The following is an 18,109-nucleotide window of genomic DNA, read 5'->3' on the forward strand; positions in this document are numbered from 1 at the left end:
GGTCTGGCCACCTCCCCTGGTCGCCTCAAGCACGGAATCCGAAGGCACGCTCCGCACGCATTGCCTGCCCATTGGTCTTCGGTGAGCCCCGCTACGGTGACGCTATGGACGCGGGTCCGTCGGCCGTCCTAGATTCGTCCTAGTGCGAGGTCGGCCGGGGGATCGGCGCTGATCGTCAAGTGCCGGGGGGAACATGAGATTCGGCGTGCTGGGGCCGTTACACGCCCAGATCACCGGGCGCGAGGTCCGGCTCGACGGACCGCGGCAGGCCAAGATGCTGGCCGCGCTTCTGGTCGATGCCAACAACCTCGTCGCCATGGAACGGCTCGTCGCCGTGATGTGGGACGGGAAAGCACCCGCCACCGCGGTCCGTCAGGTCCAGGACGCTCTCTCCGGGCTGCGCCGCAACCTCGCCGCGTGCGGAGCACTCGGCTCCTTGATCAGCACGCGGCGCGGCGGCTACCAGATCCACCTGACCCCGGATCAGCTCGACCTACTGGAGTTCGACCACGAGCGGCACCTCGCCGAACGACACAAGGCCCCGTTCGAGACAGCTGTCGCGCTGCGGCGCGCGCTGACCTGCTGGCGCGGTAACGCCCTGGTCGACATCTCCAGCCGGGTCCTGGAGCTCGATGCGGCACGGCTGAACGAGAAGCGCGCGGCCACGCACAAACTGTGCCTGAGCATCGAACTCGACCTGGGGCGTCATCGTGAGGTCATCGAGGAGCTGACCGCCCTGCTACGCGAGCACCCCTACGACGAGCAAGTCGCAGAACACTTGATGGTCGCCCTCTACCGGTGCCGGCGACAAGGCGAGGCGCTGCAGGTGTACGAGCGGCTGCGCCGGACGCTGGCAGGCGAACTCGGCGTCGACCCCACCCCGCCGATCCAGGCGTTGCATCTGCGCATCCTGGCCGCCGATCCCGCCCTGGCGGTCCCTGTCCCGGTGAGCGGTCCCTCGGACACGCGACCGGAAAGTCCTGGCACGGCGGCCACCGAACCGGTTATGGCGATGCCGGTGCGCCAACTGCCGCTCGATGTACCCGACTTCGTGGGTCGAGCCGACGCGCTGGCCGAGGTCGCCCGATTGCTCGACGGGTCGGCGCCGAACCGGGCCCCGGTGGCCGTCATCGTGGGCGGTCCCGGTGTCGGCAAGTCCTGTCTGGTGACGCACGCCGCGCGGCTGGCGAGCGCCACCTTCCCCGACGGCCAGCTCTACCTCAACCTCGCCGCGACATCGGACGAGCCTCGAGACCCGGCGCTGATGCTGGCCGAGGCGCTGCGTGCACTTTCGATCGCCGGCAGCGCGATCCCGAACGGCCTGTCTGAACGGGCGGCGCTCTACCGTTCGTTGCTGGTGGACCGCCGGATGCTCGTGGTGCTGGACGATGCCGGTCACGCCGATCAAGTGCTGCCGTTGCTGCCCGGGGCCGACGGCTGTGCCGTGTTGATCACCAGTCGCACTCTGCTGACGCAACTTCCCGGCGCCCGGCACATCGACCTGGACGTGCTGAGCCCGGCAGAGGCGCGGGAGTTGTTCACCGGCATCGTCGGGCGGCGGCGGGTCGAGCGGGAACCGGCGGAGGCCGACGCGATCCTCGACTGCTGCGGCAACCTGCCGCTGGCGATCCGGATCGCCAGCGCCAAACTCACCGGCCGCCCGGCCTGGTCGCTGCGGGTGCTGCGGGAACGGATCGAGGATGAGTCCCGGCGGCTGGCCGAGCTGAGGATCGGGGATCTCAGCGTGCGAACCAGCGTCGAACTGAGCTTGCGGCTGCTGCCGGCCGACGCGGTGCGCGCGCTGAGCCTGCTGGGTCTGCTCGGCGCCTACACCCTGCCCGGCTGGGTGGTCGGCCCACTGCTGGACCGCTCGGACGCCGAGGAGGTGCTGGACACCCTCGTCGACGCCAGCCTGGTGCGGCTCACCGCCACCGACGCCATCGGCCAGCCGCGCTACCGGCTGCACGACCTGATCAGGACCTGTGCAGTGGAGATCGCCGCCCAGCTGCCGGCGACGGACAAGCGGGACGCGATTGTCCGGGTGCTGTCAGCCTGGCTCGATCTGGCCGGGCGCGGCACCGATCGGCTGCCGGCCGGGCTGCTGGTCGGCGAGCCCGGTTCGGCGCCGCGCCTGTCGCTGCCCAACGCGGTCGTGGACCGGCTGATGGCCGACCCCGTCGGCTGGTTCGACGCGGAACGCGACACCCTGCTCGGCGCGGTGAAACTGGCCGTGGACTGGGGACTGGACGAGTTGGCCTGGGAGCTGGCGGCCAGCCCGGTGACCTACTACGACCACCGGTGCCTGTATCAGGACTGGGAGCACGGGCACCGGCTCGCGTTGGACGCGGCCGAGGCCGCTGGCAACGTGCGCGGCGCATCGGTGCTGCTGCGCGGTCTTGGCCAGCTGCACATCTACCGAGACGAGTTCGACGGGGCGACCCGTGCCCTGGAGTCCTCCGTCGGGCTGTGCCAGGACGGGGAGGACAAGCGCGGCGAGGCGTTGTCGGTGGCGATGCTGGGCACGGTCAGCCGGGTGCAGGGCCGTGACGACGAAGCCGTCGAGCGTGTCGAGCAGGCGCTGGCCATCGCGGTCGGTGAGGGCGACCGGCACCTCGAAGCGCAGCTGTCCTGTTCGATGGCCGTGATGCGGCTCATGCAGGGCGAACTCGACGAGGCGGAGTCCTGGTTCGGCGAGGCCTTGCGCCTGGCCAGGGCGCTCGACGACGGGCATCGGGTGGCGGTCGTGCTGCGGCGGTTCAGCCGGCTGCACGATCGGCGCGGTGATCCGGACGAGGCGCTGCGCTGCCTGTGGCAGGCGTTGGCCACCTTCGAGAAACTGGCCGACGAGCGGTGCGCCGCGTACACGCTGCTGGAAGTCGGCCGCGTGTACGCCGGTCAGCACGACCGGGACCGGGCGAGCCCGGCGTTGGAGCGCGCGGCGGACCTGTTCCACCGGCACGGCGACCGTCAGGACGAGGCCGCGTGCTGGCAACTGATCGGCGACCTGGACGCCGCCGCCGGCGTCTACGACCTGGCGCGCCAGCACCGCGGGCGGGCGCGGCGGCTGTGGCAGACGATCGGCGACATGAACCAGACGAAGGCTCCAGCGCGACCATCATCGCCGTGACCTAGCTGACGCTGCCGGCACCGACCTGGGCCGCAAGTACCCCCAAGCCGTCAAGGTATTCGAGGACGCCTGGGACCGCTTCCCGGCTACTCACCCCAGCTCAACCCTGATGAATGGGTGTGGAAGAACGTGAAGCACGACCGGATCGGCAAGACCGGCGTCACCAGCAAAGACGACCTCAAATCCAAGGCCATCTGAGCGCTCCGCCGGCTGCAGAAACTCCCACGCCTGGTCCGCGGCGGATTTCCCGCCGACCCGCACCTGAGCTACATCACGGCCTGATCAACTCAGTCGACCTACTAACGACCGCTTGGTAATCCATAGGTTCTGGGTTCGAGCCCCAGGCGCACTACCAGCCCTGACCTGTGGTTTTGCCTGCCCGGGCGGAACCGTAAGCATGGTGGTGGGGCCACGGTATGACCGTGGTGGGCCGGCCAATCTCCGCCCACCGGCCGCGGTTCACCAGTCGCGACAGCGCCGTTAGCCAGAGCCGGTCGGTATGATCCCACCGCGGCTTCTGCCCGACCTGGCGGCGCAGCACCTGGTTCTCCTGACGCAGCACGAGTAACTCGACGTCCTTGCGGGTCTTCAACACAAGATCATCTTCACACGCTGGATCCGCAAGATCATCTTCTTGGCCCACGCTCCTACTGGGAGATTAGGGGCGGTAGGCGGCTTCGAGGCCGCCGGCCGCAGCGAGCAGCGTCTGCCCGCAGGTGGTGCGTGCGCCGATCAGGGCGACTCCACCGTAGGTCCCCGACAGGTTGCGGAATGCATCGGCAGGGCGCCTCGGGGCCGCCGCCGCTGCGCGCGGGGTTTTGATCGGGATCCGTGGGCGCTACCGCAGTTGGTCGCGGCGGCGGGTCAGGTAGGCGGTCTCGGCGGTGTTGCCCGCCAGTTCGATGGCTTTGTCGTAGGCCGCGCGTGACTGCTGACTGCGGCCCAGCCGGCGCAGCAGGTCGGCGCGGGTGGCGTGGTAGGCGTGGTAGCCGGCCAGCTTGTCTTCAAGGCGGTCGACGGCTGCCAGTGCCACGTCCGGGCCGTCGAGTTCGGCGACCGCGATGGCCCGGTTGAGGGCGATGATCGGGGAGGTGTCGAGGCGGATGAGCTGGTCGTAGAGGGCGAGGACCTGCGACCAGTCGGTGTCGCGTATGTCGCGGGCGGAGGTGTGCACGGCGTTGATCGCCGCGAGAATCTGGTAGCGGCCCGGAGCGACCCCGGCGGCGGCAGCGGCGAGGCGCTCGCGCACCAGCCGATGCCCCTCGGCGATCAGCGCCGCGTCCCAGGCCCCACGGTCCTGCTCGTCGAGCGTGACCAGTTCGCCGCCGGCCGAGACCCGGGCGGGGCGGCGGGCCTCGATGAGGAGCATCAGCGCCAGCAGCCCGGCCACCTCACCGTCGCCCGGCATCAGGGAACGGATCAGGCGGGTGAGCCGGATCGCCTCGGCGGTCAGGCCGGGACGCACCGGGTCGGTGTCGGGGCCGGTCGCCAGGTAGCCCTCGTTGAACACCAGGTACAGGACGGCGAGCACGCCGGACACGCGCGCCGGGAGATCCTCGGCGGACGGCACCCGATAGGGGATGCGAGCCGCTTTGATTTTGGCCTTCGCGCGGGTGATCCGCTGCCCCATGGTGCTCTCGGCCACCAGGAAGGCGCGGGCGATCTCGGGCACGGTCAGACCGGCGACCATGCGCAGCGTCAGCGCCACGCGGGTCTGCATCGCCAGCGCCGGGTGACAGCAGGTGAAGATCAGCCGGAGTCGGTCGTCGTCGATGGCGTCGACAGGCTCGGGCGGGTCGTCGTCGTACAACAGTTGAGCCTCCTTCTGCTTGTCGTCGCGCTTGTTCTCGCGCCGGATCCGGTCGATGGCCTTGCGGCCCGCGGTGGTGGTCAGCCAGGCGCCGGGGTTGGGGGGTACGCCGTCGGCCGGCCACCGCTCGACGGCGGTCGCGAACGCCTCGGCCGCCGCCTCCTCGGCGATGCCGAGGTCACCGAAACGCCTGGTCAGGGCGGCGACCACCCGGGCCCACTCCTCGTGGTGGGCCCGGGTGACCGCCTCGCGGACGTCGACCCTGTTCACTGGAACGGCCGCACCTCGATCTTCCGATCGCAGACCTTCGACGCCTCGGCGGCGAGCTTGAGCGCCACATCCAGATCGGGGGCCTCCCACACCCAGACGCCGGCGAGGTACTCCTTCGACTCCACGAAAGGCCCGTCGCTGAACACCGCCTCCCCGCCCCGGTTGTCGATGACCGTGGCCGCGTCGGGCGAGGCGAGGCCGCCCGCGAAAACCCAGTAGCCCTCGGCGATCAGTCGTTCGTTGAACGCGCTGATGGCAGGCTGCCTGTCCGTGCTGCCGGGATTGCTCTTGTCATCGATCACGGAAACCAGGTACTGCATCTGAAGATCATCTCCTGTGGTGTCAAGACAGCGTGGTTCGCGCCGCGCCGCAGACCTGAGTCATGGTCGTCAGCTTCATGATCGCGGTTCCCTACCTTGGCGCCGCCCCTTGTGGGCGGCCTCACCCCTGCTACGAACACCACCGCCCCGATCCGACACCGCCGACCGGCGTAGGTCACGACGTCGGCGGTTCCGGGCCGCAAGCGAATTCATGCTGCACGCGTGGCGTCCCGGTTCGCATCATCTGGCCCGACGGCGCGCGGCACGGTTGAGACGCACATACACGAGCAAAGCGGGCACCGGCCGTCGTACGGACCTGGTTGGATGATCGAGCCTCGGTCCTGGGGACCGAACGACAAGTGCCGTCAGGGAGGGCGCTGGATGGGGATTCGCAATGGGTTGGGCCGGTTTGGGGCTCGGCGGCGTCTTCAGCGGACGGCGAGGGAGGTCTTCGACTGGCGGCGGCTGCGGCCCGGGCAGACGGAGGCGATGCAGTCCCTCCTTGAGGGGCACGACGTACTCGTCGTCATGCCGACCGGCAGCGGCAAGTCCGCGACCTATCAGGTCCCGGCCCAGTTGCTCGACGGCCCGACCATCGTGATCTCGCCGTTGATCGCGCTGCAGCGGGACCAGATGCTCTCGCTCGCGGAGCGGAACGCGGGCGGCGCCGTCGTCGTCAACTCCGCGCAGCGCGCGGGCTCGAGCGAGGCCTCTCTGGAGCAGATCCGGGCCGGTAAGGCCGAGTACGTCTTCCTCTCCCCCGAGCAGCTCGCCAAGCCCGATGTCGTGGACCGGCTCGCCGCGGCGCGACCCTCGCTGATCGCGATCGACGAGGCGCACTGCGTCTCGGCCTGGGGGCATGACTTCCGGCCCGACTACCTCGGGCTCGGCCGGGTCATCGAACGCCTCGGCCACCCCCCGGTGATCGCGCTGACCGCGACCGCGTCGCCGCCCGTACGCGAGGACATCGTGGAGGTGCTCGGCCTCCGCGACGTCCACCAGGTCATCCGGGGCTTCGACCGGCCCAACATCGCGCTGCGGGTCCGCCGGTTCGCCGAGGAGAGCACCAAGAGGCGCGCGCTCGTCGCGGACGCCGCCGGACGGTCCGGGCTCGGCCTGGTGTACGTCGCGACACGCCGCGACGCCACGGCGTACGCCAAAGAGCTGACCGAGGCCGGGCTGCACGCGGAGGCCTATCACGCGGGGATGAAGGCGTCCGAACGCGAGCGGGTGCACACGTTGTTCTCCGAGGACGGGCTCGACGTCGTCGTGGCGACCTCCGCCTTCGGTATGGGGATCGACAAGCCGAATGTGCGCTACGTCCTGCACAGTGCCCCGCCCGAGTCGCCGGACTCCTACTACCAGGAGATCGGCCGGGCCGGCCGCGACGGCGAGCCGGCCGACGCGGTCCTGTACTACCGGTCGGAGGACCTCGGCCTGCGCCGGTTCTTCGCTGGCGGCCGGCCGGACGAGGAGATGCTGCTCCGGCTCGCCGTCCTGCTCCACGAGCACGGCGGCACCGTGAAGCCCCGCGCCGTACGCGACACGCTGGGCATCGGCCCGTCCAAGCTGACGTCTCTCGTGAACCTGCTCCAGCACACCAAGGCGGTGGAGGTGAGCGGCCGGGGAGACCTGCGGTACGCCGAGCGGGGGCCCGCTCCCAAGCAGGCCGCGGCCGACGCGATGGAGCTGGACGAGAGCCGCCGCCGGGTGGACGACTCGCGCATCGACATGATGCGCGGCTACGCCGAGACCACCGGGTGCCGCCGCCGCTATCTGCTGGAGTACTTCGGCGAGCCCCGTACGACGAAAACCTGCGACAACTGCGACAACTGCGTCGCGGGGGCGGTCGACACGACGCGGGTCGACAGTCCATTCCCGGTCCACTCCGAGGTGGTGCACAAGTCGTGGGGTCCGGGGACGGTCATGCGCGCCGAACCCGACCGGATCACCGTGCTGTTCGAGGAGATCGGCTACAAGACACTTTCCCTGGACGCGATCAAGCGCGACTCCCTGCTGACACTCGCACCGGAGAGCGGCACCGAACAGTGAGCAGCCCGCCTACGGGACCCCTCCCGCGTGCGCGTTTCGGGATCGACGCGGGCTCGGACGAGGATGATGGTGTGCAGTGCCCTGTTGAGCTGGCGGTCGCCGCTGCGGTTGAGCCGATGCCGGTTGGTCAGGCCAGAAGATGCCGGGATCGGAGCGGTGCCGGCGAACGCTGCGAAGGCGGCCTCAGACCGGAACCGCCCGGGATGTGACCAGCTCACCAGGATCTGCGCCGCGCTGACGGCGCCGATTCCGACCTGCTCCAGCAGCTCGGGTTTGATTGCACTGACCAGGGCGGTGATCTCCTCCTCCAACGCCTTGGCCTCGGCGCGCAGCGTCTGGATGCGCTGGGCGGTGGAGCGCAGGACACGGATGGTCATCCGGTGCTCCAGCGACTGGGCGGGCCGGTCGCGCAGCTTGGCGCAGTAAGCGACCTGGGCATTGCTGCCCAGGGCACGGATCTCAGCGCGCAGGTCATCGGGGGCCGAGACGACCAGGGCCTTGAGATGGTTGATCGCCGCGGTCGTCGCCTCGACGGCGCCCTGACGGGTGGCGAGCAGAACGCGCAGCGCTTCGCGTTCGCCTCGGCGGCGCGGGTGGATGAGGTGCTCGCTGGTGAGCGCCTCAGGCTCGGCGACCTCGCGCGCCACCTGGAGCCATAACTCGGGGACCTGCGACCTACAAGGCCAGGCCCGAAGCCGATATCCGGGTGGGTTGACCATGCGCCGCACGAACTGTCGCGGCGAGGCCACCCAGGACCGCACTCTTCCCGGATCGGCTCCCGAAGGAGTGGATCCACGTCGGCAATGAGCCGTGGGACTGCCCGGACGGCTCTGGCCGACACGCCGAGCCCGAGACCACGGGAGTGACATGACCGCCGACATTCGCCCATCGACCGAGGCGACCGTGAAGGGGCTACGTCTCGCACCTGCTGGTCAAGTGTGCTGCGACAACCGCACCTGGGCGGGGCTCCTGGGCACGAGGCCGGGGTCACGATATAGCTGGGAAGCTGCTCTCGACGGTGAGCCCGCCCTCGGGATGCGCGTGGGCCGTGAGCACGGCGCCGTGGGCGACGGCGATCGCCCGCACTATCGACAGGCCCAGCCCGTGGTGGTCGTCGGCCACCCGCCGCATGCGCTGGAACGGCTCGAACAACCGGTCCACCTCCTCGGGTGGTACCACCGGACCGGTATTCGAGACGACCAGGAGCGCCTGATCCGCGGCGCGACGGGTGCTCACCTCGACCACGCCGCCGGGAACGTTGTAGTGCACGGCGTTGTCGCACAGGTTGGCCACCAGCCGTCCGATCAGCGCCGGATCGCCGCTCAGCGTGGCCGGCCGGATCATCGCCTTGACCCGCAGCCCGTGCCGGTCGAGCTCGGCCGCCCGGTCGCGCACCGCCTGCTCGGCCAGCCCGGCGAGGTCGATCGGCTCGGCCCGGCCCCGGCCGTGCTCGCTGCCGGCGAGGGTCAGCAGCGACTCGAGCAGCCGGCCCCGCGCCCGGTTGACCGCGATCAGACTCTCGAAGTTGGCCCGGTACCTCTCGACGGTCGCGTCCGGGGCGACGAGCGGCTCCTCGAGCAGGGCGTGCTCGACGGTCAGCGGCGTACGCAGTTCGTGCGCGGCGTTGGCGACGAATCGTTTGTGGCCGTCAAGCGCGGTCTCCAACCGGCCGAGCAGCTCGTCGACGGTGTCGGCGAGATCCTTCAACTCGTCGCGCGGACCCGCCATCGCGAGCCGCTCGTGCACGTTACGGCCGGAGATCTGCCGCAGTCGCCCGGTCATCGTGCGCACGGGGCGCAGGATCCGGCCGGCGATCAACCAGCCCACCGCCAGCGATAGCACGGCCATGATGGCTAGCGCGACGCCCGGCAGGAGCAGGATGTCCGACCGGTAGGTCTTGAGGTCGACCGGTAGGGAGTCGGGCAGGTGTCCCGGCTCGACGGAGACGCCCTCCGGCGCCGGCGCGTCGGCCGGCGGCAGGCTGCGGGACAGCAACGTGATGATGAGGAGCAGCACGACGCCGGAGGCGACCGACGCCGCGCAGTACAGCAGGGTGAGGCGCCGCCGGAGCCGGTTGACCCGCATGTCAGATGCGGTAGCCGGCGCGCGCGACCGTCACGATCAACGGCGGATCGCCGAGCTTGGCCCGCAGCCGGTTCATCGTTGCCTTGACCGTCGTGGTGAACGGGTCGGCGGCCTGGTCCCACACCCGGTCGAGCAGTTCCTCCGCGGAGACCAGCCGGCCCTGGGCGGTGAGCAGGTGCTCGAGGACCGCGAACTCCTTCGGGCTCAGCGCGAGCTGCGCCCCGGCTCGGGTGGCGATCCGCCGTGCCGGGTCGAGCCGCAGGTCGCCGTGCAGGAGGACCGGCGGGGTGGCCGGCTTGGAGCGCCGGCCGACCGCGCGGATCCGGGCCACCAGCTCGGCGTACGCGAACGGTTTGGGCAGGTAGTCGTCGGCGCCCAGGCCGAGGCCCTCGACCCGCTCCGCGACGGTGCCCGAGGCGGTCAGCATCAGCACCCGGCTGGACGACTCCCGGGCGACCAGCGTGCGACACACCTGGTCGCCGTGCACGCCGGGCAGATCGCGGTCGAGCACGACGACGTCGTAGTCGAGCACGGCGGTGCGCTGGAGCGCGGCGGCGCCGTCATACACCACATCGACCGCCATCCCCTCGTAGCGCAGAGCCCGCGCCACCGAGTCGGCGAGTACCACCTGATCCTCGACCACGAGCACCCTCATCGGGCGAGGTTATCCGCACAACGGTCACGGTGCGGTCACACCCTGACCGTGCCGTGACCGCCGGCTGGCTAGAACTGGCCCCCACATCCATTCGAGATAGGGGATCGCTCCGTGACCACAGCAACAACGCCGGTCATCGAGACCGGGGGGCTCGGCAAACGGTACGGCCGCACCACCGCCCTGGCCGACTGCACCCTGCACGTACCGGCCGGGCGGATCGTCGGCCTGGTCGGCCCCAACGGCGCCGGCAAGTCCACGCTGCTCGGGCTGACCTGCGGGGTGATCGCGCCCACGACGGGCAGCATCAAGGTGCTCGGCAACCGCCCGGGAGGCAGCGCGGCCCAGTTGGCCAAGGTCGGGTTCGTCGCGCAGGACGCCCCGGTCTACCGCGGCCTGTCGGTCGCCGACCACCTGCGACTCGGCGCCCGGCTCAACCCCCGCTGGGACCAGCCGCTGGCCGAGCGCCGGGTGAAGCGGCTCGGCCTCGACCCCGCGCAGAAGGCCGGCGGGCTCTCCGGCGGGCAGCGGGCCCAGCTCGCCCTCACCGTCGCCGCCGCCAAACGCGCCGAACTGCTGATTCTCGACGAGCCGGTTGCTTCGCTCGACCCGCTGGCCCGCCACGCGTTCCTGCGCGACCTGCTCGATTTCGTCGCCGAGCTCGGGGTCAGCGTGGTGCTGTCCTCACATCTGCTCGGTGACCTGGAACAGGTCTGCGACCACCTGATCGTGCTGGCCGCGGGCCGGGTGCAGCTGGCGGGCGACGTGGACGACCTGCTGGCCGTGCACCACCGGGTGGCCGGTGCCCTACCAACTGGCGCCGAGCGCATCCACGAGGACGTCGTGCGCTCCGACGCCGTGCTGCCGGGCGCGCAGCCGGTCGACCTCGAGGACCTGGGCATGGCGTACATGACCCGCGCCGCGGTCGCGTCGATCGGCGGTGCGGCATGATCTGGCTGACCTGGCGGCAGTTCCGCACCCAGGCCCTGGTCGTCGCCGCTGCCCTGGCCGCGATCGCGATCTACCTGGTGTACCTCGGCTCCCGCATCCGCGACGACTATGCCAGCGTCCTGGGCTGCCAACCCAGCGACTGCGCCACCGCCCGGCACGCCTTCGACGAGTCGTACACCGGCCCGCTGTCGATCGTCGGCCTCCTGCTCATCGCCGTCCCCGCCGTCATCGGCATCTTCTGGGGCGCGCCCCTGATAGCCCGGGAGCTGGAGGAGCGGACCGACCGCCTGGTCTGGAACCAGAGCGTGACCCGCACCCGCTGGCTGGCGACCAAGCTGGTGCTCCTCACGCTCGCCGGCGCCGCGGTCACCGGCCTGTTCAGCCTCCTGCTCACCTGGAACGCGAGCCGCTACGACCAGTTCATCGGCGACCGCTTCGGCGCGGTGAACTTCGCCTCCCGCAATGTCGTCCCCCTCGGCTACGCCGCATTCGCGTTCGTCCTCGGCACCGTCGTCGGCCTCGTCGCGCGCCGCACGCTGGTGGCCATGGCGCTGACCCTGGCCGTGTTCGCCATCGTCCAACTGCTCGTGCCCACCGTGGTCCGCGAGCACCTCATGGCGCCCGTGACGACCACCGTGGCGTTCGACGAGGACGCGATGAGCCGATCGGACGCCTTCGGCATCAACGACCGCGGCGCCACGATCGTGGGCTACACCATGGCGGGCACCTGGTCCCTGACGGATGACGCCAAGGTACTCAACGCCGACGGCACCCCGTACACCCTCCAGCAGGCGAAGGCGTGCGAGAAGGGCTCGCAGGCGGAGAATACGGCCTGCATGGCCGGCCAGAACCTGCACTTCAGCTACACATACCAGCCGGCCGGCCGCTACTGGCCGTTCCAGTGGATCGAGCTCTCCGCGTATCTCGGAGTCACCCTCCTGCTGGCCGCCTTCGGCTTCTGGTGGATCCGGCACCGCTCCAGCTGACGCGTCTGCGCCCGTCCCCGCTTCCCGGGGGCGGGCTCAGGGCTTGCGGTACACCGACATGTGGCTCTTACTCGACGGGCCGAACGGCTCGCGTCCCGAGTCCGCGTAGCGGGCCTCGAGGCGCAGGCCGGGGGCCTCGGTGGCCAAGGCGTCGATCTGCTCGGGCCAGCGGTAGTCCATCCCGAACGGCTGGAGGCGGACGCCGACCTCGCTGAACGCGACGGTCTACCGGACGAGACTTTGGGCCGCGCGGTTGTATTGGTACATCGGACGGTCACCGAATCCTGGGTCACCGACCGCACCTGCACCTACCCAGAAGAACAGGTAGTTGACCGTGTGGGTGCCGGATACTGTGTCAGCTCATGCGACCTGAGCGTATTCGGGGAGGAGGCCGCCGAGCCGGTCTCGTCGGGTGACCTTGATGTCGGCGTCGACGGGATCGGGCAGTGCCCGCAGAGGGCTGGCCTGGTTCAGGGTCCGGTGCGGCCGATGCATGTTGAAGTGGGCCTCGTACTCGGTGAGGGTTTTGCGTAGGTGGCGTTCGTTCATGATGAGGATCCGGTCGAGGAGTTCACGGCGTATGCTGCCCACCCACCGTTCCATGATCGCGTTCATCCGAGGGGCCTGGGGAGCAGTGAGCATCACGCGGATGCCATCGGTTGTGAACACCTGATCGAACGGCGTGGTGAACTTGCTGTCTCGATCCCTGATCAAGAATCGGAAGTCGCTGGCGCGATTGCCCAGGTCGAGCATCAGGTTGCGGGCTTGTTGGGTGACCCAGCCGGCCGTCGGGTTCGCTGTGACTCCCAGCACGTGGACGTGGCGCGTGGCGCGTGGCGCGTGGCGTGTTGGCCTACTGCGAAGCAGTACAGCCGGGCGAGAGTGATCGTCTCCACGCTGAAGAAGTCGCAGGCCAGGATGCCGGACGTTTGGGCCTTGAGGAACTGTGCCCAGGTCAGGTCACCGCGCTGAGGTGCTGGATCGAACCCGGCCTTCTTCAAGATGGCCCAGACGGTGGCCGGGGAGATCTTCCGGCCCAGACCGGCGATCTCGCCGGCGATGCGGCGATATCCCCAGGTCGGGTTCTCGGTCGCTAACCGCAGGATCAGGTCCCGGATCGTGGGCGGGATCGATGGTCGTCCCGGCCCGCGCTTGGGGTCGGTCCAGCGTCGCTTCATCAGGTCAGCGTGCCACCGCAGGAGCGCCCGCGGGGTGACGAACAGGTGGTGCCGACGGTGCCGGGGGAGTAGACGCGCGAGCGCGGAAAGGATCGCCCGGTTCCGCGTCCTGGGCGCCACCGCGCACCCGACCGCCTCGTGGGTGACCCAAGCCGCCCGGAACCTGGTCATGGACCTTCAAGACGCCGGATGCCGAGCGCGATATCTGATCCGGGACCGGGACGGGACGTTCCCCGACCTGTTCGACGCTGTCCTGGCCGATGCCGGGATCAAGGTGGTGCTCACCGGTGTGCGGATGCCACGGATGAACGCGATCATGGAGCGGTGGGTGCAGACCTGCCGACGCGAACTGCTCGACCGCACCTTGATCTGGAACCAACACCACCTGCTGCACGCACTGCGTGAGTTCGAAGACTTCTACAACACCCACCGGCCCCACCGCAGCTTGAACGGCGCGCCGCTACGGCCGGCCCCCGAGCCGCTCACCGAACCACGCCGACTCGATCAGCTTGACATCCTTCGACGAGACCGGCTCGGCGGTGTCCTCCGTGAGTACCAACATGCCGCATGACCTGCATGGACGTAATAATCGGCACCCGCAACCTTGGACGTCTGTGATCGGGCGAGCAGCGCGATCCAGCCGAACATCCGTAAGACGATCAAGTACAACAACCGCAGAGCCATCCTGTGATCCTGCCGGAGCCGAACCGCCGACCACAGCGAAACCCCAGATCAAACCCTGTGACACGATATTCGGCACTCATACGCTCACGACGAGCAGGATGCTGGACATCGCGGCCCTTCGCAGGGGCGTCGGGCCCGGGGCCGGGCATGGGTTGCGGTGAACGAGGTCGCTGTGCGCGGCTTTCGCGATCAGCGCCCACGACGTCGATTGACCGGTCACCGAACGTGATCCGAAGGCGTCGTCTGCCCGCCCGCGCCCACTGGGGATCGTGGGCGGGCAGACGACCCGTCTTTCAGCGTTGTTTCAGTGTTGCCTGGCGCGACGCTTCCGGGTCACGTACACGAGTGCCGCGCCCGCACCGATCAAATCAAGTCGTGTCCACTAGTTTGTGGCGGAGTACCGATGTTCCGGATGTCGCGTCTCACAACGATGCGTTTGCGGTCACGCTGGGTGTCAAGTTCATGGCGTCGATGAGCGGGACCGTGACGGGTATCCGGTTCTACAAGGGTTCGCTGAACACGGGGACTCCGTGGGAAGTTTGTGGAGTGCGAGCGGGACGTTGCTGGCGAGTGCGACCTTCACCGGCGAGTCGGCGTCGGGCTGGCAGCAGGTGAATTTCTCCACCCCGGTGGCGGTGACGGCGAACACTACGTATGTCGCGTCTTATTTCACGTCGTCGGGTAATTATTCTGTGACGCGGCAGTATTTCACCAGTGCGTACATCAACGCTCCTTTGACCGCGCCGGCGAGCGCTGATTCCGGCGGGAACGGTGTGTATGCCTACGGCGCCACGAACACGTTCCCCACGGGGAGCTACCAGTCCACCAACTACTGGGTCGACGTGGTGTTCACAGGATCGAGCTAAATGTGCTGTCCGGGAACGTTGGTGACAGGCGACACGCCTGGGGTGGTCCTGGAACGAGGAGAGGGCCTTCTGGGTTCGGTGTGGATTGCGACATCTGCACCGACGTCCAGGAGGCCCTCGTGTCCCACTGAAACGCCCCGCGGACCCCGACTTGGTCGCCTTCGTCTGGCCCGGTGTGTCGTGGAGGATGGCTGGCCGCTGCGCAGGGCCGCCGAACGCTTCGGCGTCAGCCGCACCACTGCGGCACGTGATCGTGCGGTACCGACGTAGGTCGCCAACCCTGACCGAGGTTTTCGGGCCCCACAGGCTCTGGTCAGGATGACGGAACACCGCGGTGCATCACTGGTGAATCGGTGCGACCCAGCGGGGCCGACGATGCCCCGCACCTGGCCGTCGGCCACCTATCGGGGCTGCGTTTGGCAAGATCGTGGCATCCGAGCAACCGGCGAGCAACCATGGCCGTCAGGCGGCGTTGATCGCCCGAATCGCGGGGGTGGTGGCGAACGGCGAGGTCGCGGCCGGGGCGGTGGTGGTCGGCCAGGGCATCTGCTTGCTCTCCGGCCGGGTGTTACGTACAATTTCTTGTACGTACGGGAGGTGGACGATGAAGACGATGACCTACTCGGAGTCGCGTGCGAAGTATGCCGAGACTCTCAACGCGGTCGTTGAAGATCGCGAGGAGGTCGTCATCACCCGGGCCGGTCACGACCCGGTGGTGATGGTCGCGCTCGACGACTACGAGTCCCTGAAGGAGGCCGCGTACCTTCTTCGGAGTCCGGAGAACGCCCGCAGGCTCCTTGCCTCGATCGACCGGCTCGAGCACGGCCAGGGGATCGAGCGGGAACTCGCTGAATGAAGCTGGTATGGGACGAGCGTTCCTGGGATGACTATGTGTGGTGGCAAACGCAGGACCGTAAAGTCCTTAAGCGGATCAATGCGTTGATCAAGGATGTGGAGCGCAACGGTAACGAGGGGATGGGCAAGCCTGAACCCCTCAAGCATGGGTTCCATGGCTACTGGTCCCGCCGGATCACCGACGAGCATCGACTCGTCTACAAGATCAGCGACGATGAGATCCGTATAGCCGCGTGCCGTTACCATTATGGAAGTTGACTTCGAAGTCGGCGTTGCGATAGAGGCCGGTAGCGACAGCGTGTGAGTGCCGAATACGGCGTGAAAGAAATCGCAGGCCAGAATCCCGGACGCCTGAGCACGCAAGAACTCGCCCCAGCCCGGTCCGGACCGTCGCGGAGCCGGATCGATGCCGGCCTTGTGCAGGATCCTCCAGACCGTGGCAGCGCCCACGTTCCGGCCCAGGGCGGCCGTCGGCCGCTGTGGGCCCCTCGGCAACCGCCGATTGGGGTTCCCTCGACTTCCGGACTGACCGTGGTGACCGCGATCGGCTGTTCTCGAGGATCTGCAGGTCACACGACATGGATGAGGTTTTCGGCACCCGCACGCATCGGACGCTTGCCCAGGCCAGTCCGCTGACCAAGCTCCCTGAGCCCGCGAACCTAGATCAATTCAAGGTCGGGCGGCGTGACCGTCTCGGCGGCATCATCCACGAGTACTCCCAGGTCGCATGACGTGGATGACATTTTCGGCACGCACAGGAGCGCTGGGAGGAAACAGAGCGGCCTGTCGCCGTCCACCGTCGCGGCCGAAATCGCACTGGGGTGTTCTACCGTGCCTGCGATCACGTCCGCACGGGGGCGTAGGGCGCTGGCTGGGGTTGTGTTTTGGCAAGATCGTGGCATCCGAGCAACCACTACCCCAAAACGGACACTGGGCGTTCCCGATTGTAATCGAGAACGCCCAGGTCAGGACGGGTGCGCCGCCAGGGACTTGAACCCCGAACCCGCGGATTAAGAGTCCGCTGCTCTCGTATCAGATCAGTGCTCTCACTGACAGTCTATGCCGGTTCGTCCGCGACTCCAACGGTTCTGGTGCCGGTTCGTGCCGCCCGCTGACGTGCTGTTTCGTGGCATCCGAGCAACCACGGAGCAACCATGGTTGGGGGTGATCGCGTGACTGTGCGTGCCGACTGTGATTTCCGGGCGGTCGACTCAGTTCGCTGGTGACAATGTCTGTGGCGCGCCGGCGTGGATGTTCGGGGTGGTGGACAGGTCCGAGACGGTGTAGGCCGTGGCGACGCCCGCCGGGGTCGCGGTCCACAGTCCGGGTGTGCCGTTGGTGGCGAAGTCGGCTGCCTGGAAGGTGGAGAAGGTCGCGCCCGTGTTCCAGTTCTCGGCGATCTTGTACTGGGTGTAGGTGATGGTCCCGGTGGTGTCGCCGTTGTCGTGCGTAGTGAGGCTTTCCCACAGGTACAGATCGCCGGTGGACGGCTTCCATAGGTACATCGCGGTACCCGACGCGACCCGGGTGGTGGTCATCCGCCAGTTCTGCCAGTCGGGTGTGCCGTCCGGGGTATTCGTGGAGATCCTGAACTGCGGCGCATATATGCCGCCGAACGATCGGCATTCGTAATAGTTGAGGTAGTACCCGTTCGTCGCGTCACCCGAGATCGCGATCAGATCGTCTCCGGATCCATTCGATCCCATGGAGTTGTACGCGTTGGCGAACGCCAGGGGATTATCCCCGTTGTAGTCGGTGAGGCCGTCCCCGACGTTCTGCTGATTGCCGGAGACCGGTTCAAGCGTGGAGCCGTCACCGCTGCCGCCCAGCAGCACCGCCGTGCCGCTCTCCAGACCCGAGGTGAAGTACACGATGAAGTCCTGGAAGCCGTCACCGAAGTAGTTTCCGACGACGACCTGCCCGCCGTTGAAGTCCGCCGGGTTCGGCTCGGTGTTGAACCCCGCGCCTAGGGCACCGATGTCCTTGGCGGGAATGCGTATCCGGCCACCCGAGGCTCCCGAGGCGAGCCAGAGCCCAGAAGGTAGTCCGGGAGTGTCGCCGATGGTGACCAGATCGGGTTTCCCGTCGCCGTCGATGTCCTGATCTGCTGCGGGTGGGTTGCTGATGCCGATGAACTTCTCGGTGATCTTGGGACTGTCGGTGCCGTCCGCCGCCACGGCCGTAACGTTCAGCGTGCCGTTACGGCCGGTCGGAACGATCTGGATGTTCGCCGTTCCCGACGTCGACTCCACTGTGTGGATTCGGCCATCGTT

General features: G+C 68.5%; 18 protein-coding genes and 2 pseudogenes. 10 read left to right on the top strand and 10 right to left on the bottom strand.

The genetic code is table 11. The annotated features are described in order from the left end of the window. The first annotated feature begins 205 nt into the window (after nucleotides 1–205). Complete coding sequence (locus NE236_RS18660) at nucleotides 206–3,127, top strand: AfsR/SARP family transcriptional regulator (RefSeq protein WP_252843295.1); 2,922 nt, start codon at nucleotides 206–208, stop codon at nucleotides 3,125–3,127. A 349-nt stretch (nucleotides 3,128–3,476) separates the two neighbouring features. Here the strand turns inward: NE236_RS18660 and NE236_RS18665 are convergent, their stop codons facing one another. The 3 genes from NE236_RS18665 to NE236_RS18675 all read right to left on the bottom strand — a co-directional run bounded on the left by NE236_RS18665 (nucleotide 3,477) and on the right by NE236_RS18675 (nucleotide 5,527). Continuing rightward, the gene (locus tag NE236_RS18665) at nucleotides 3,477–3,719 is read right to left on the bottom strand and encodes a hypothetical protein (RefSeq protein ID WP_252843296.1); all 243 of its coding nucleotides are present in this window, start codon (nucleotides 3,717–3,719) and stop codon (nucleotides 3,477–3,479) included. Nucleotides 3,720–3,965: 246 nt separating this feature from the next. Continuing rightward, a complete protein-coding gene (locus NE236_RS18670; protein ID WP_252843297.1) occupies nucleotides 3,966–5,207 on the bottom strand; it encodes an RNA polymerase sigma factor in 1,242 nt (413 codons plus the stop codon). After that, a complete protein-coding gene (locus NE236_RS18675) occupies nucleotides 5,204–5,527 on the bottom strand; it encodes a YciI family protein (protein WP_252843298.1) in 324 nt (107 codons plus the stop codon). The genes NE236_RS18670 and NE236_RS18675 overlap by 4 nt, the downstream gene beginning before the upstream one ends. Nucleotides 5,528–5,908: 381 nt before the next feature. On the opposite strand from NE236_RS18675, the gene NE236_RS18680 reads away from it, so the two are divergent. Next, a complete protein-coding gene (locus NE236_RS18680) occupies nucleotides 5,909–7,579 on the top strand; it encodes a RecQ family ATP-dependent DNA helicase (RefSeq protein ID WP_252843299.1) in 1,671 nt (556 codons plus the stop codon). Here the strand turns inward: NE236_RS18680 and NE236_RS45090 are convergent. The 3 genes from NE236_RS45090 to NE236_RS18695 form a co-directional block, all read right to left on the bottom strand. Continuing rightward, entirely contained in the window at nucleotides 7,501–8,298 is a 798-nt protein-coding gene (locus NE236_RS45090; RefSeq protein WP_372494383.1) for a transposase, read from the bottom strand. The genes NE236_RS18680 and NE236_RS45090 overlap by 79 nt on opposite strands. Nucleotides 8,299–8,566: 268 nt before the next feature. Further along, nucleotides 8,567–9,664 carry a sensor histidine kinase gene (locus tag NE236_RS18690; RefSeq protein WP_252843300.1) on the bottom strand — a complete coding sequence of 366 codons (1,098 nt, stop codon included), beginning with the start codon at nucleotides 9,662–9,664 and terminating at the stop codon, nucleotides 8,567–8,569. Between the two features lies 1 nt (nucleotide 9,665). Continuing rightward, nucleotides 9,666–10,319 carry a response regulator transcription factor gene (locus NE236_RS18695; protein ID WP_252843301.1) on the bottom strand — a complete coding sequence of 218 codons (654 nt, stop codon included), beginning with the start codon at nucleotides 10,317–10,319 and terminating at the stop codon, nucleotides 9,666–9,668. Nucleotides 10,320–10,430: 111 nt separating this feature from the next. Between NE236_RS18695 and NE236_RS18700 the strand changes: the two genes are divergently transcribed. Together NE236_RS18700 and NE236_RS18705 are read left to right on the top strand one after the other, a co-directional pair. After that, nucleotides 10,431–11,267 (top strand): ABC transporter ATP-binding protein, encoded by an 837-nt coding sequence (locus tag NE236_RS18700; protein ID WP_252843302.1) that lies wholly within the window; start codon nucleotides 10,431–10,433, stop codon nucleotides 11,265–11,267. After that, nucleotides 11,264–12,253: an ABC-2 membrane transporter-related protein gene (locus tag NE236_RS18705; RefSeq protein WP_252843303.1), complete on the top strand. Its 990-nt coding sequence runs from the start codon at nucleotides 11,264–11,266 to the stop codon at nucleotides 12,251–12,253. Before NE236_RS18700 ends, NE236_RS18705 begins: the two co-directional genes overlap by 4 nt. Before the next feature lie 36 nt (nucleotides 12,254–12,289). Here the strand turns inward: NE236_RS18705 and NE236_RS18710 are convergent, their stop codons facing one another. From NE236_RS18710 to NE236_RS18720, 3 genes are all read right to left on the bottom strand, one after another. Continuing rightward, nucleotides 12,290–12,433: a hypothetical protein gene (locus tag NE236_RS18710; RefSeq protein ID WP_252843304.1), complete on the bottom strand. Its 144-nt coding sequence runs from the start codon at nucleotides 12,431–12,433 to the stop codon at nucleotides 12,290–12,292. A gap of 180 nt (nucleotides 12,434–12,613) precedes the next feature. Continuing rightward, on the bottom strand, nucleotides 12,614–13,006 hold the full coding sequence (locus tag NE236_RS18715; protein WP_252843305.1) for an integrase core domain-containing protein: 393 nt from the start codon (nucleotides 13,004–13,006) through the stop codon (nucleotides 12,614–12,616). After that, the gene (locus NE236_RS18720; protein WP_252843306.1) at nucleotides 13,006–13,431 is read right to left on the bottom strand and encodes a helix-turn-helix domain-containing protein; all 426 of its coding nucleotides are present in this window, start codon (nucleotides 13,429–13,431) and stop codon (nucleotides 13,006–13,008) included. Before NE236_RS18720 ends, NE236_RS18715 begins: the two co-directional genes overlap by 1 nt. 169 nt (nucleotides 13,432–13,600) lie before the next feature. On the opposite strand from NE236_RS18720, the gene NE236_RS18725 reads away from it, so the two are divergent. The 6 genes and pseudogenes from NE236_RS18725 to NE236_RS18750 all read left to right on the top strand — a co-directional run bounded on the left by NE236_RS18725 (nucleotide 13,601) and on the right by NE236_RS18750 (nucleotide 16,567). After that, on the top strand, nucleotides 13,601–14,002 hold the full coding sequence (locus NE236_RS18725; protein WP_252843307.1) for an integrase core domain-containing protein: 402 nt from the start codon (nucleotides 13,601–13,603) through the stop codon (nucleotides 14,000–14,002). Nucleotides 14,003–14,577: 575 nt separating this feature from the next. Next, nucleotides 14,578–14,981 (top strand): annotated as a pseudogene (locus NE236_RS18730) (DUF4082 domain-containing protein). Between the two features lie 153 nt (nucleotides 14,982–15,134). Next, a pseudogene (locus tag NE236_RS18735) lies at nucleotides 15,135–15,230 on the top strand (helix-turn-helix domain-containing protein); the annotation flags it as partial. Nucleotides 15,231–15,585: 355 nt separating this feature from the next. Continuing rightward, a complete protein-coding gene (locus NE236_RS18740; RefSeq protein ID WP_252843308.1) occupies nucleotides 15,586–15,837 on the top strand; it encodes a type II toxin-antitoxin system Phd/YefM family antitoxin in 252 nt (83 codons plus the stop codon). After that, a complete protein-coding gene (locus tag NE236_RS18745; RefSeq protein WP_252843309.1) occupies nucleotides 15,834–16,094 on the top strand; it encodes a Txe/YoeB family addiction module toxin in 261 nt (86 codons plus the stop codon). Before NE236_RS18740 ends, NE236_RS18745 begins: the two co-directional genes overlap by 4 nt. A gap of 320 nt (nucleotides 16,095–16,414) precedes the next feature. Next, complete coding sequence (locus tag NE236_RS18750) at nucleotides 16,415–16,567, top strand: hypothetical protein (RefSeq protein ID WP_252843310.1); 153 nt, start codon at nucleotides 16,415–16,417, stop codon at nucleotides 16,565–16,567. Between the two features lie 480 nt (nucleotides 16,568–17,047). On the opposite strand, the gene NE236_RS18755 is transcribed toward NE236_RS18750, so the two are convergent. Next, on the bottom strand, nucleotides 17,048–18,088 hold the full coding sequence (locus tag NE236_RS18755; protein ID WP_252843311.1) for a VCBS repeat-containing protein: 1,041 nt from the start codon (nucleotides 18,086–18,088) through the stop codon (nucleotides 17,048–17,050). Nucleotides 18,089–18,109: the final 21 nt, after the last annotated feature.

This window comes from Actinoallomurus purpureus (genome assembly GCF_024055795.1).
Lineage (GTDB): Bacteria > Actinomycetota > Actinomycetes > Streptosporangiales > Streptosporangiaceae > Actinoallomurus > Actinoallomurus purpureus.